At 67.1% G+C, this 13438-nt stretch carries 16 protein-coding genes; 11 read left to right on the plus strand and 5 right to left on the minus strand.

Going from position 1 to position 13438, the window contains the following annotated elements:
• Positions 1 to 44: 44 nt before the first annotated feature.
• A complete protein-coding gene (locus OG203_RS22320) occupies positions 45 to 773 on the minus strand; it encodes a hypothetical protein (RefSeq protein ID WP_405167543.1) in 729 nt (242 codons plus the stop codon).
• Positions 774 to 1161: 388 nt separating this feature from the next.
• Here OG203_RS22320 and OG203_RS22325 point away from each other — a divergent pair, with 388 nt between their 5' ends.
• The gene (locus tag OG203_RS22325; protein WP_405167544.1) at positions 1162 to 1608 is read left to right on the plus strand and encodes a hypothetical protein; all 447 of its coding nucleotides are present in this window, start codon (positions 1162 to 1164) and stop codon (positions 1606 to 1608) included.
• An 11-nt stretch (positions 1609 to 1619) separates the two neighbouring features.
• On the opposite strand, the gene OG203_RS22330 is transcribed toward OG203_RS22325, so the two are convergent.
• Positions 1620 to 2414 (minus strand): SDR family oxidoreductase, encoded by a 795-nt coding sequence (locus tag OG203_RS22330; protein ID WP_405167545.1) that lies wholly within the window; start codon positions 2412 to 2414, stop codon positions 1620 to 1622.
• Complete coding sequence (locus OG203_RS22335) at positions 2411 to 3538, minus strand: acyl-CoA dehydrogenase family protein (RefSeq protein ID WP_405167951.1); 1128 nt, start codon at positions 3536 to 3538, stop codon at positions 2411 to 2413. The genes OG203_RS22330 and OG203_RS22335 overlap by 4 nt, the downstream gene beginning before the upstream one ends.
• Before the next feature lie 165 nt (positions 3539 to 3703).
• Here OG203_RS22335 and OG203_RS22340 point away from each other — a divergent pair, with 165 nt between their 5' ends.
• The 10 genes from OG203_RS22340 to OG203_RS22385 all read left to right on the plus strand — a co-directional run bounded on the left by OG203_RS22340 (position 3704) and on the right by OG203_RS22385 (position 12843).
• Positions 3704 to 5257, plus strand: coding sequence for a FadD3 family acyl-CoA ligase (locus tag OG203_RS22340; protein WP_405167546.1), 1554 nt, complete (start codon positions 3704 to 3706; stop codon positions 5255 to 5257).
• Positions 5257 to 6138, plus strand: coding sequence for an enoyl-CoA hydratase (locus OG203_RS22345; protein WP_405167547.1), 882 nt, complete (start codon positions 5257 to 5259; stop codon positions 6136 to 6138). Before OG203_RS22340 ends, OG203_RS22345 begins: the two co-directional genes overlap by 1 nt.
• Complete coding sequence (locus OG203_RS22350) at positions 6139 to 7323, plus strand: acyl-CoA dehydrogenase family protein (RefSeq protein WP_405167548.1); 1185 nt, start codon at positions 6139 to 6141, stop codon at positions 7321 to 7323. It begins immediately after the preceding gene.
• Positions 7320 to 8345, plus strand: a complete 1026-nt coding sequence (locus OG203_RS22355) for an acyl-CoA dehydrogenase family protein (RefSeq protein ID WP_405167549.1) — start codon at positions 7320 to 7322, stop codon at positions 8343 to 8345. The genes OG203_RS22350 and OG203_RS22355 overlap by 4 nt, the downstream gene beginning before the upstream one ends.
• A complete protein-coding gene (locus OG203_RS22360) occupies positions 8342 to 9397 on the plus strand; it encodes an acyl-CoA dehydrogenase family protein (RefSeq protein WP_405167550.1) in 1056 nt (351 codons plus the stop codon). Before OG203_RS22355 ends, OG203_RS22360 begins: the two co-directional genes overlap by 4 nt.
• 91 nt (positions 9398 to 9488) lie before the next feature.
• Positions 9489 to 9755 carry a hypothetical protein gene (locus OG203_RS22365; RefSeq protein ID WP_405167551.1) on the plus strand — a complete coding sequence of 89 codons (267 nt, stop codon included), beginning with the start codon at positions 9489 to 9491 and terminating at the stop codon, positions 9753 to 9755.
• Complete coding sequence (locus OG203_RS22370; protein ID WP_405167552.1) at positions 9746 to 10162, plus strand: type II toxin-antitoxin system VapC family toxin; 417 nt, start codon at positions 9746 to 9748, stop codon at positions 10160 to 10162. Before OG203_RS22365 ends, OG203_RS22370 begins: the two co-directional genes overlap by 10 nt.
• Positions 10163 to 10286: 124 nt before the next feature.
• Positions 10287 to 10730 (plus strand): MarR family winged helix-turn-helix transcriptional regulator, encoded by a 444-nt coding sequence (locus OG203_RS22375; RefSeq protein WP_405167553.1) that lies wholly within the window; start codon positions 10287 to 10289, stop codon positions 10728 to 10730.
• 12 nt (positions 10731 to 10742) lie between these two features.
• Entirely contained in the window at positions 10743 to 11990 is a 1248-nt protein-coding gene (locus OG203_RS22380; RefSeq protein ID WP_405167554.1) for an MFS transporter, read from the plus strand.
• Between the two features lie 100 nt (positions 11991 to 12090).
• On the plus strand, positions 12091 to 12843 hold the full coding sequence (locus OG203_RS22385; protein WP_405167555.1) for a DUF427 domain-containing protein: 753 nt from the start codon (positions 12091 to 12093) through the stop codon (positions 12841 to 12843).
• A 15-nt stretch (positions 12844 to 12858) separates the two neighbouring features.
• On the opposite strand, the gene OG203_RS22390 is transcribed toward OG203_RS22385, so the two are convergent.
• Positions 12859 to 13125 (minus strand): type II toxin-antitoxin system RelE/ParE family toxin, encoded by a 267-nt coding sequence (locus tag OG203_RS22390; protein WP_405167556.1) that lies wholly within the window; start codon positions 13123 to 13125, stop codon positions 12859 to 12861.
• Positions 13122 to 13376, minus strand: coding sequence for a type II toxin-antitoxin system Phd/YefM family antitoxin (locus tag OG203_RS22395; protein ID WP_405167557.1), 255 nt, complete (start codon positions 13374 to 13376; stop codon positions 13122 to 13124). Before OG203_RS22395 ends, OG203_RS22390 begins: the two co-directional genes overlap by 4 nt.
• Between the last annotated feature and the right edge of the window lie 62 nt (positions 13377 to 13438).

Genomic DNA, 13438 nt, shown 5'->3' on the forward strand with positions numbered 1-13438 from the left:
ATTTGCTTGGTACAGGGTGGCGCGCGAATACGCGAGCCGCCTGCTCAGCGCACCGAATATCGCAGCGGTGAGGACACCGATAGATCGGCAAGTAGTCGGTCGCAGATCACCACGGGCGCGATGCCCGCCCTGGCCATCCTGGCGACTAACGCGAGTCTGCGTTCGCAGCTGTCCCATTCGACGGTGAGCTGTCCGCGACCGGGCCCGGCGTCCACGGTCGCCATCACGCGCGGCGGACCGTAGGCCATCGGCTCTTCGATCAGCTTGAGCACCATGCCGCGCTGCCAGGCCTGATAGGTGTCCATGTCCGCGCCGACAACCAGCTTGTCGGTGGCGGCGCACAACCCCTGTGAGATCTCCTCGTCGAAGGCGACGCGATCGAACCGGAACTTGCGGCACTTCGCCACCACGTCGAGTAGGTCCGCGCGTACCTCGCACAGCAGCGCGGACTGCCGGTGCCTGCGCCGGTCCCGCTCGGACTCCGCCGGGTCGGTACCGAGCCCGATCTGCTTGGCCCGCTCCCGATCTCGGGCCATATCGGCGCGCAGCGCGGCCCTCGGGTCGCGGGTGACCTCGCGCTCGTCGATGGCGTACCGCTCGAGAATCTGTGCGGCGCGCATAGCGGTCGCACATTCGGAGGTGTGCTCCATCAGTTCGGCGCCGAGTGTTAGCGCGGCGAGCACCATGCTGTCCAGCCTGCGCCGGGCGAGCACCACTTCGCGCACCAATTCGAGTTCCAGTTGTTCGCGGGCAGCTGGGCTATCCAGGCCCATAGCCATCGCCCCTTTGGAGAGTGCGGGATCCGATCTCAACCAGCATCGCACACCCCGGGGACATCTGGCGCGACCTTTTCTACCTGATCAGCCGCCCATTTGCCCGATGTGCGCCGGATGCTGGAAGGCGATCGCACTCTGGCGCAGCACGGCGTCCGTCCAGTCTGTCGCGCCCGGCGACCCGCCCGGCGCAGCCAACGACGGGCAACGCGATCGTGATTGACTCTACCGATAGCGAAAGATGTTGCGAGCTACGACAGATCGCCGGAATTTCGCGTGCGCGGGACCGGTTTCGCGCGAAAATCGCGGAGAATCACCCAACCATCGCGGTGCGTGTTCGACGCCGTCGAAACACCCCCGCGGACGAGTTCGTCACGAAGGGATATTCATGCGTATTGCCACCACACCACGGCTGCTCGCGGTCGCCGCATTGGCCGCGGCGCCGCTGCTCGGCACCGCGGTTCCGGCCGCGGCCGCACCGGCTGGGGAATCCTGGGACACGATTTACACCGTGGCCCGATCGGGACTCTGCGTCGGACGGATCGACCCGAGCGTCGGCTACGGCGGCCTGGCGAACGGCGGCGCCCTGATCAACGTCCAGGCCACGCTGTGGGGCGTCGGCGACTGCCGGGTGACGATCACCGCCAACTGGAACAACACCGACAACGGGCGCGGCGGATCGGTCACCCAGGAGATCACCGGGCCGGGCTATCACCACTACGGTGCCGAGCCCCCGTTGTACCCGGGGCCCGGCCACGTCGAGGTGACGTTCACGATGGACGCCGCGTCGGTCCCCGCGACCGCGCACGGCCGGTGGATCATGCCGGATCTGTAAACCGAAGCGGCTCAGGCGCGTTGACTGCTGACCGAGACGACCTCGCCGGTCAGATACGAGGTGTAGTCGCTGGCAAGCATGGCGATGGTGGCCGCGACCTCCCACGGCTCGGCGGCCCGGCCGAAGGCTTCCCGCTCGGACAGCCGGTCGAGCAGCTCGGTCGAGCTGACCTTGTCAAGGAAGGCGTGCCTGGCGATGCTCGGGGCGACCGCGTTGATCCGCACGCCGAGTTCGGCGGCCTCGACGGCGCTACATCTGGTCAGCGCCATCACGCCCGCCTTGGCCGCGGCGTAGTGCGCCTGGCCGTGCTGCGCGCGCCAGCCGAGCACGCTGGCGTTGTTGACGATCACGCCGCCGTGGCCCGCGTCGCGGAAGTAGCCGAGCGCGGCGCGGGTGCAGCGGAAGGTGCCGTTGAGGGTGATGTCGAGGACGCGGTCCCACTGCTCGTCGGTCATGTCGACCACCGGGGTCTCGCCGCCGAGTCCGGCATTGTTGACCATGATGTCGATCCGCCCGAGCGCCTCGGCCGCGCCGCGCACCAGCGCGTTGACCTGTTCGGTGCTCTGCACATCGCAGGCGATCGAGGCGACCTTGCGGTCGGGAAACTCGGCCGCGAGTTCGCTCGCCGTCTCGGCCAAACGTCGCTCGTGCCAATCGGAGACGACCACATCGGCGCCCTCGGCCAGCAGCCTGCGCGCGGTGGCCGAGCCGATGCCGGTGCCCGCCGCTGCGGTGATAACTGCGGCACGTCCGGTCAGCAGGCCGTGGCCTGGAATCGACTGTGGCGCAACGGAAAGATCAGTCACGGGCGTGCCTCCCGCGGCAGGCCGAGCACGCGCTCGGCAATGATGTTGCGCTGCACTTCGTTCGAACCTCCGTAGATCGTGTCGGCGCGGGTGAACAGATACAGCCGCTGCCATTCGTTCAGATCGTCCTCGTCGGCCACCATGCCCGAGGGGCCGAGCACGGCCATCGCGAGTTCGCCGAGGCCGCGATGCCAGTTGGCCCACAACAGTTTCGCGACCGAGGCCTGTCCCCCATCGTCGACGCCCGCGCCTTCCATCGTGCGGATGGCGTGGGCGCGCAGCACCCGCAGCCCGACCCAGGCCTGGTCGATCCGATCGGCAATGAGCGGGTCATCGGCCGCTCCGGTGCGGCGGGCCAGCGCCTCGACATTGGCGAGTTCCCTGGCGAACCTGATCTGCTGGCCGAGGGTGGAGATGCCGCGCTCGACGGTCAGTGTGCCCATGGCGATGTGCCAGCCCTCGCCGGGCTCGCCGACCACCAGATCCGCGGCGGTGCGCGCGTTGTCGAAGAACACCTCGTTGAACTCCGAGGTGCCGGTCAACTGTTTGATCGGGCGCACGTCTATGCCGGGCTGATTCATCGGAACAAGCAGGTAGGACAGGCCCTTGTGACGGACCGAGCCGCGCTCGGTGCGCGCGATCACGAAGCACCAGTCGGCGAGGTGGGCCAGCGAGGTCCAGATCTTCTGGCCGTTGATCGACCATTCGTCGCCGTCGAGCCGCGCCGCGGTGGTGATCGCGGCCAGGTCCGAACCGGCGCCCGGCTCGGAGTAGCCCTGGCACCACAGCTCGGTCACCGTGCGGATGCCCGGCAGGAAGCGTTGCTTCTGCGCCGGGGTACCGAAGGCGAGCACGGTCGGCCCGAGCAGTTCCTCGCCGACGTGCGAAACCCGCGATGGCGCGTTCGCTTTCGCATACTCCTCGTGGAAGATCACCTGCTGGCGCACGGTCGCCTCGCGGCCGCCGTACTCCTTGGGCCAGCCGAGGCAGGTCCACCCGGCGGCGGCCAGGTGCCGATCCCAAGCGAGGCGCTCGTCGAATGCCTCGTGTTCCCGGCCGGGACCGCCGAGCCCGCGCAGGTCGCGGAATTCGCCGTTGAGGTTTTCCGCCAGCCACTCGCGCACGTCGGCGGCGAATCGCGCGTCTTGCGTCGCGGAAAACCGCCCGCCCTGCGCGGCGGTGTCGGATTCTGAGGTCTGGATCGCACCCACGCCGGTAGGATAACCTACCAAGCACTTGCTTTGTAGGGCGCTTGCATAAGTGCCCCGACACGGACGGTAAGGACAACCGTGACAACCCCTGCACTCACCACACCGCTGGCGCTGCACCATGCCGCGCGCACGTTCGGCGCCGCCCCCGCCCTCGCCGACGGCGCAGTCCGGCTGGACTGGACGCAGCTGCTCGACGCGGTTCAGCAGGTGGCGCGGGCGCTCATCGCGCGCGGCGTGCAATCGGGCGACCGGGTGGCGATGTGGGCGCCCAACACCCACCACTGGGTGGTCGCCGCGCTCGCCGCGCACTACGTCGGCGCGTCGCTGGTGCCGTTGAACACCCGCTATGTCGCCGACGAGGCGGCCGACGTGCTCGTCCGGGTCGACGCGCGTGCGCTGTTCATCGCCGGAACGTTCCTCGGCCGCGACCGGCTCGCCGAGTTACGCGCGACCGCACCGGAACTCGATATCGAGACGGTGGTCGTCATCCCGGTCGAGCCCGGCACCGGGACCAGCGATGAGACCGCGTTCGACTGGTCCGAACTCGCGGGGGTCGCTGAGAAGGCCACGCTCGCCGAAGCGGAGGAACGCGCGGCGGCGGTAAGCCCCGAGGACACCGCCGACATCCTGTTCACCTCCGGCACCACCGGCCGCAGCAAGGGCACCGTGGTCGCGCATCGGCAGGCGCTGTCGGTGGTGCGGGCCTGGGCCGAGTGCACGACGCTCAACGGCGACGACCGGTATCTGGTGGTGAGCCCGTTCTTCCACAACTTCGGCTACAAGGCAGGCATCCTCGCCTGCCTGGTCACCGGGGCCGCGATCATCCCGCAGGCGGTATTCGACGTGCCGGCCACCATGCGGCTGGTGAGCGAGGAGAAGATCACGGTGCTGCCCGGGCCGCCGACGATCTATCAGACGATTCTCGACTACCCGGACCGCGCCGATTTCGACCTCAGCACTCTGCGGGTCGCGGTGACCGGGGCGGCGACCGTGCCGGTGGTGCTGGTCGAGCGGATGCGCTCGGAACTCGACTTCGATGTCGTCATCACCGGTTACGGGCTCTCCGAGGCGTCGGGATTCGGCACCATGTGCCGCGCCGACGACGACGCCGAGACCATCGCTGGCACCTGCGGGCGCCCGATCGCCGACTTCGAATTGCGGCTCGCGCCGAACGGCGAGGTGCTGCTGCGCGGGCCGAACGTGATGCTCGGGTATCTCGACGATCCCGAAAGTACTTCGGAGACCGTCGATTCCGACGGCTGGCTGCACACCGGTGACGTCGGCACGGTCGACGAGCGCGGCTATCTGAAGATCACCGACCGACTCAAGGACATGTACATCTCCGGCGGGTTCAACGTGTATCCGGCCGAGATCGAGCAGGCGCTCGCGCGGCTGGACGGTATCGCCGAATCCGCGGTGATCGGGGTGCCGGATACCCGAATGGGTGAGGTGGGCAAGGCTTTCGTGGTCCGCAGGGCGGGCGCGCAGCTCACCGAGGACCAGGTGCTTGCCCACGCCACCACCGTGCTTGCCAATTTCAAGGTGCCTCGGTTCATCGAATTCCGCGACCAGCTGCCCTACAGCGCCGCCGGGAAAGTGCTCAAGCGTCAACTACGTGAGGAGATTTCGTAATGTCGGAACCGATCCCGGACGAGGGTGACGTCGTCACGTATGAGGTGCGTGGTCGCACGGCGATCGTCACGCTGAACCGGCCGGACTACCGCAACGCGCAGAACTCGGTGATGACCTACGCGCTCGACGCCGCCTTCGAGCGCGCCGTCGAGGACCCCGAGGTCGGCGTGATCGTGTTGGCGGGCAACGGCAAACACTTCAGCGCCGGGCACGACATCGGCACACCGGGGCGAGATCATCACATTCGCTACCCGAACAAGGCCGCGCTGTGGTGGGACCACGTCGACAAGGTCGGCGGCGATCAGCGTTTCGCGCGCGAGCTCGAGGTCTACCTCGGCATGTGCCGTCGCTGGCGGGAGATTCCCAAGCCGACCATCGCCATGGTGCAGGGAGCCTGCATCGCGGGCGGGCTCATGTTGGCCTGGGTGTGCGATCTGATCGTCGCCGCCGACGACGCGTTCTTCTCCGATCCCGTTGTGCGGATGGGCATTCCGGGGGTCGAGTACTTCGCGCACCCGTGGGTGATGGGGCCGCGCGCGGCGAAGGAGTTCCTGTTCACCGGCGACCGGTTCGGTGCGGCGCAGGCCAAGGAGTGGGGCATGGTCAACCGCGTGGTGCCGCGCGCCGAGCTGGAGGCCGAGACGCTCGCGCTGGCCGAAAAGATCGCCACCATGCCGCAATTCGGCCTCGCGCTGACCAAGAAGGCGGTGAATCAGGCCGAGGATCAGATGGGCATGCGTAACGGGATGGATTCGGTGTTCGGGCTGCATCACTTCGCGCACGCGCACAATGCCGAGGTCGGCGCCGACTCGCTGGGCGGCATGAACGCCAAAACGATGAAGGCGCAGGCGAGTTCGTCCGGCGAGAACGGGGCGAGCTAAGTGGATCTCGATATCGACCAGACGACAGAGGAATTCCAGACCGAGGTCCGCGAGTTCCTGGCCACCAACAAGCCCGCGCAGCCGCTGCCATCGATGGACACCAAGACCGGGTTCGAGGCACATCGAGCCTGGGAGCGCACGCTCGCCGATGCTCGGCTCTCCGTCGTCGCCTGGCCAGCGGAGTACGGCGGGCGTGATGTGTCGCTGCTGGAGTGGGTGCTGTTCGAGCAGGAGTACTACGCCGCCGGCGCGCCGGGACGGGTGAGCCAGAACGGCATCTTCCTGTTGGCGCCAACACTTTTCGAGCACGGTACGCCCGAGCAGCTCGACCGGATCATGCCGAGGATGGCGCGCGGCGAAGACATCTGGGCGCAGGCCTGGTCGGAGCCGGAGGCGGGTAGTGACCTCGCTGGTATCCGCTCGACCGCGCGACGTACCAATGGCGGCTGGCTGTTGAGCGGCCAGAAGACGTGGAGTTCGCGAGCGGCATTCGCGGACTGGGCATTCGGCCTGTTCCGCAGCGATCCGGAGGCGGAGCGGCACAAGGGACTGACCTACGTGATGTTCCCGCTGTCCGCGGATGGTGTTGCGGTGCGCCCGATTCCGCAGTTGGACGGCGAGCCCGGTTTCGCCGAGATCTTCCTCGACGAGGTTTTCGTGCCCGATCGCGATGTGATCGGCGCGCCAGGCGAGGGCTGGCGGGTGGCGATGAGCACGTCGAGCAACGAGCGCGGCCTGTCGCTGCGCAGCCCTGGACGATTCAGCGCGACGGCCCAGCGGTTGATCGATCTGTGGCTCGACACCGGCGACCAGGCCAACACCGGGCAGCGAGATGCCGTGGTGGACGCCTGGATCGGTAGCGAGGCGTACCGGCTGCACACATTCGGCACGGTGACCAGGCTGAACGAGGGCGGCAAGCTCGGCGCGGAATCCTCGATCACCAAGGTGTTCTGGTCCGAGCTCGATATCGCCATGCACGAGACCGCCCTGGCGGTGCTCGGCGCGAGCGCCGAACGGTCCGGGCCGTGGACCGACGGTTATCTGTTCTCGCTGTCCGGCCCGATCTACGCGGGCACCAACGAGATTCAGCGCAATATCATCGCCGAGCGGCTGCTCGGACTACCTAGGGGATCGGCAGCCGGCGAAGCCGGCGGGGTGGGTAAGCGCAGAGGGAGCAGCCGATGAGATTCGCGCTCAGTCCCGAACAACTCGACTTCGGCACCAGCGTGCGCAAGCTGCTCGACGCGGGCCGTACGCCCGCCGCGGTGCGCGCCTGGGCGACCGGGGATCCGCGGCCCGGACGCGGGCTGATTCGGCAGCTGGCCGGTGCGGGCGTGCTCGGTCTTGCCATCGATGACGAGCACGGTGGTGTCGGTGCCGAGCCGATCGATCTGGTGGTGGCGTTCATCGAGCTCGGTCGCGCCGCCGCGCCGGGGCCGCTGGTGGAAACGGCGGCCGCGATACCCGCACTGCTGCAAGCGCTTCCGGACAAGAGCCTGGCCGGACGCTGGCTGCCCGGTTTCGCCGACGGTACCGAGACAGGCACCATTGCCTTCGCGTCACCGGACCATAGCGGTGTGGCGCTCGACGCCGATAGCGCCGACGTGGTGTTGATCGCGGACGACGGGCAGTTGTCCACCGCGCATCGGACCGGGCTGGTGCGGTCGATCGATCCCGCTCGTCGCCTGTTCGCCGTGGCCGCCGACGAGTCGGTTGCCGAGGGCGTTGCCGACGCCATTGCCACGGCGTTCGACACCGGCGCGCTGGCCTGCGCGGCACAGCTGCTCGGCGCCGGGCGCGCGCTGCTCGACTCCACCACCGGATATGCCAAGCAGCGCAAGCAGTTCGGCAGGCCGATCGGCGAATTCCAGGCCGTCAAACAGAAGCTCGCCGATGTACTGATCGGCCTGGATCTGGCCGAACCGCTGCTCTATCGCGCCGCCCTCACCATGGGTGACGCGACGCGCGGCCGCGATGTGTCGGCCGCCGTGATCGCCTGCGGCGACGCGGCTTACCGGGCGGCCAGAGCGGCGCTGCAGGTGCACGGGGCAATCGGCTACACCGCCGAATACGACCTGTCACTGTGGTTGACCAAGGTCACCGCGCTTCGTTCCGCTTGGGGCACACCGGATCTGCACCGGGCCCGGATCGCCCGTGCGCTCCGCGACGAGGCGGCACGGGATCGCGAACTTCGAGGGACGGCATGACGAGCACCGAACATCAGGAGCTCACCGCATCGGTGCGCGCTCTACTCACCAAGCATGCCGGGTCCGCCGCGGTGCGTGCCGCGATGGACACCGAGCTCGGCTACGACCCGGCGCTGTGGCGGCTGCTGTGCGAGCAGATCGGGGTGGCGGCGCTGGCCATCCCCGAGGAATACGGTGGTTTCGGCGCGAGCCTGGTCGAATCCCTGCTCGTGGTCGGCGAACTCGGCCGCACCCTCGCCGGTGTGCCGATGCTCGGCTCCGCCGTCCTCGGCGCACAGGCCGTATTGCTGTCGGCCGACGAGGAGGCGTGCGCCCGGCTGCTCCCGGCGGTCGCGGAGGGCACGCGGACACTCGCGGTGTGCTGGGCGGCCGAAAGTGGTTGGGACGAAACAGGAGTCCGTGAATCGGACGGAACACTCACCGGCACAGCCCATTACGTGCTCGACGGCACCACCGCCGACACCCTGATCGTGGTCACCTCGACCGGCTTCTTCGAGGTAGATCCCACCGCGACCGGCGTCATACGCCACACCACACCGACCATGGACCCCACCCGCAAACTAGCCGAAATCACCTTCACCGCAGCCGAAGCCCGCCCCCTCGGCACCGGCGACCCCGCACCAGCGATCACCCGCCTACGCGAAATCGCCTGGGCCGCACTCGCCGCCGAACAGGTCGGCGCCGCCGAACACTGCCTGCACATGACGGTCGACTACACCAAATCCCGAGTCCAATTCGGCCGCCCCATCGGCAGCTTCCAAGCCCTCAAACACCGCATGGCCGACATGTACGTCCTGCTCGAATCAGCCAAGTCCGCCTCCATCGCCGCCACCCTCGCGGTAGCGGAACAAACCGCAACCGCCACCGAAGACATCTGGGTAGCCCGCACCCACTGCACCCAAGCCCTCAGCACCATCGTCGCCGAAACCGTCCAACTACACGGCGGCATAGCCATCACCTGGGAACACGACGCCCACCTCTTCTTCAAACGCGCCCACGGCAATGCCCAACTGTTCGGCGCACCCCGCCGCCCGGTCGCCATACCGTCATAAACACCCCTTGTAGTTCTCCGGGTCGCGGGCATCGATATGGAGGATGACCTGGCCTAGCAAGTCGGACCCGACAGTCCCTAAACTGACGGCTATGACCTCCGCACACGACTACGAGGAGCTACACCACCTGGTAGACCGGCTGACTCCGGCCCAGGCACGGCATCTCCGCCTGCTCGTGTCGGAGGACCCCGAGTTGTCCACAACCGCTCCGGCGCAGGACGACGAAGAAGATCGGGGCGTGTCCGAGGGCTTACGATCCCTCACCGGCATCTGGGATTCCGGCAAGACCGACATCGCCGAGCGCCACGATGACTACATCCGTGAACGCCTGCGTCAGCGGCGCGACGAATGGCAGTAACTACCACCGTGCTGGACACCGGTCCGCTGGTAGCTCTGATGGACCGCAGTGACAACCGGCACGCCGAATGCGCCCAGTTCTTCGCAACCCTGCGAGGCAGACTCTTGTTGCCCGCATCGGTAATGATCGAGGCCTGCTGGCTACTGGAGGAACGACCCGATATTGAGGCCGCCTTTCTCGACAGAGTCGAAGAGGATGTCTTCGAACTGGTCTCGTTCACGAAACCGGACGTCGGTCGGATCGCCGAGTTGGTGCGTCAATATGCCGACTTCCCCCTGGGTTCGGTCGACGCATCCGTCATCGCCGTCGCCGAGCGGTTCGACACCGACAGGGTCGCCACTCTCGACCGCAAACACTTCGGCGTGGTTCGCCCTGCCCATGTGCGGGCGTTCGCTTTGCTGCCGTAGCTCCTGAAAGTCCAGGTCAAACCCCCGGTACCGTCGTGTGCCGGGGTTTTGTCGTATTCGTGATCGAGTTCACGCGACATACATAGTTAGCTTATGTAATAATATTTGAGTGCAGCATGCTCAGGTGAACACAGCGGATGACATTGTCGTCGATCTACTCGTAACCGCGGGCAGGCTCACTCGGCTGGCCGGGGTGATCAGCGGCGACGAGCTGCCGCGGGCCGTGATGCGGGCACTGGCGGTGCTCGATGAGCACGGCGCCGTGCGGGTCAGCGAGTTCGCCAGGATCGACCGTTGTTCTCAGCCGGCGGCAACGACGCTGATCGGCAGGCTGGTCGCGGATGGCTTCGCGACCAGGCGCAAGGACACGGCCGATTCCAGGGCCGTTGTCGTCGAACTCACCCCAGCCGGACGCAACCGGCTCACCCAGGCGCGGCAGGCCTTCGCCGCCGCGCTCACCACGCGCCTCGACGGCTTCGACATCGAACGCCTCGCCCGCATGGACACCGATTTGAACGAACTGCTGGAGGCCCTGAAAACGGCTACGCCGCAGCACCATCCGATATAGAGGGATACATCGATGAGCACCTTGGCTCCTCAGCGCGCCGTCGGCGCGGACACCAGTGCGAGCAACCGTCAACCGAAAGCCGTGTGGGCCGTCGCGTTCGCGAGTGTGATCGCCTTCATGGGGATCGGGCTGGTAGACCCCATTCTGAAACCCATCGGCGAACAACTGCACGCCTCGCCATCGCAGGTGTCACTGCTGTTCACCAGCTATATGCTCGTGACCGGCGTCGCCATGTTGATCACGGGCGTGGTGTCAAGCCGGTTCGGCGCGAAGAAGACCCTGGTGGCCGGTCTTGCCATCATCATCGTGTTCGCGGCGCTGGCGGGGTTGTCCGACACCGTCACCCAGATCGTCGGCTTCCGTGCGGGCTGGGGCCTTGGCAACGCGCTGTTCATCGCCACCGCACTCGCCACCATTGTCGGCGCGGCCAGCGGCGGCGTCGCCCGCGCGATCATCCTCTACGAGGCCGCGCTCGGCATCGGCATCGCCACCGGACCGCTGCTCGGCGGCGTGCTCGGCGGAATCAGTTGGCGTGGACCGTTTTTCGGCGTATCGGTCTTGATGGCCGTTGCCTTGGTCAGCATCGTCGTGCTGCTGCCGGAGGGCCCGAAGCCGACGCATCACACCTCGATCGCCGCCCCGTTCCTCGCGCTGCGGCACCGCGGCCTGCTGACCGTCAGCCTCACCGCGCTGCTCTACAACTTCGGCTTCTTCACGCTGCTCGCCTACACACCGTTCCCGCTGGACATGGGCACCTACGCGATCGGTTTCATCTTCTGCGGCTGGGGCATCCTGCTCGCGCTCTCGTCGGTGTTCCTCGCACCGCGGTTGCAGCGGCGGTTCGGTTCGCTGCCGATGATGGGCCTGTCGATCGCGCTGTTCGCCGCGGACCTCGCGGTGATGGCGGCGTTCGCCGAGCACAAGCCGGTGCTGATCATCGGGACCGTGCTGGCCGGACTGTTCCTCGGGGTGAACAACACCCTGATCACCGAGGCCGTGATGATCTCAGCGCCGGTCGAGCGGTCGACCGCCTCGGCGGCCTACAGCTTCGTCCGCTTCGCCGGTGGCGCGGCCGCGCCGTACCTCGCCGGCAAGCTCGGCGAGCACAGCGTCGCGCTGCCGTTCTGGGTCGGCGCGGTCTGCACCGCTGGCGCGGTGCTCGTGCTGCTTGCCGGTCGCTCGGCACTCGCGCACATCGACGACCACGACCCGGCGCCGCACAGTGTCGCCGAGGCGGAAGCGATCACCGTCGGCGACTGAACCACCCCGCACAGCTGCCTGGACCACATCGGTCCGGGCAGCTGTGTTTGGTGTGCGAGCGCCCTTGCTCGATCATGCGGCGGGAGTACCGTCGGGTGGTATGGGCGATGCGCAACGAGGCCGGGTAAAGATCGAGACCAGCCAGAAGCGAGTGCGGGTATATCTCGGTGGACGGGTGGTGGCCGATACGGCCCGGCCCGTGCTGGTGTGGGAGGGTCCGCACTATCCGACCTACTACATCCCCGCCGCCGATCTGCAGGCGAAACTCGAGGCGACCGGTAAGTCGCACCATTCCCCCAGTCGGGGCGACGCGACGGAGTACGACGTGGTCGTCGACGGCACGACCGCCGCCGCAGCCGCACTGCGCTACCACGATTCACCGCTGACCGAGCTGAACGACCTGGTGCGGCTCGAGTGGAACAAGATGGACGAGTGGTTCGAGGAGGACGAGCCGATCTACGTCCATCCCCGCGACCCCTACTCCCGGGTCGACATCCTCGGCAGTTCCCGGCACGTGCGCGTCGAGATCGACGGCGTCACCGTCGCGGACTCGCACTCCCCGCGCATCCTGTTCGAAACCGGCCTTCCCGCAAGGTATTACCTCCCGATGACCGACGTCCGAATGGACCTGCTGCACCCGTCCGACACCCACACCAGCTGCCCGTACAAGGGCACCGCCGACTACTGGACCGTGCGGGTCGGCGACAACGAATACCAGGACTACGTGTGGGGCTACCGCACGCCGCTACCGGAAAGCCAGAAGGTCGCTGGCCTGGTCTGCTTCTACAACGAGAAGGTCGACACCTACGTCGACGGGGAGTTGCAGGAGCGTCCGAAGTCGCCGTTCAGCTGAGCTAGCGGTAGCCGGTCAGAGATCGCGGTACGCGTCCCGACGCCACCCGACCTTCACAACCAGGATCACCAGCACATCGTCTTGCACTTGATAGACGACTCGGAAGCGGCCGACCCGCAGGCGGTAGGCATCCACGTTCACCAACTTTCGGATGGCCAACCCCTCGGCGTACGGATCGTCGCCAAGGACAGTGAGCGCGGTGAGAATGCGCATCGCGTCTCGTTGTTCCAGGTCTCGCAGTTCACGCCGGGCCGACTCGAGGAACTGAAACGCATATTTCACCTACGCGCCTCGAAAATGTCGGCGAGCACTTCGGCCATGCTAGAGGTCTTCTCACCGGCGGCGAGGCGGGCGGCGGCCTCCCGTGCCAACATTTCGTCTTCGGCGTCATCGACCGCTTCCACCACGGACAGGGGAACCAGCGCAGCGGCCGGGGTGCCGTCGCGGAGAATGATCACCTGCTCACCAGACTCGGCGGCATCGATGTATTTCGCCAGGTTGGTGCGTAGTTCGCGGGTGCTGATCTCACTCATATTCACAGTGTACACATGACTGCGTACACGCTAGCAACTCCTCATCCAGTGGAGCACCTGCG

This window comes from Nocardia sp. NBC_01499, assembly GCF_045040275.1.
Taxonomy (GTDB): Bacteria; Actinomycetota; Actinomycetes; order Mycobacteriales; family Mycobacteriaceae; genus Nocardia.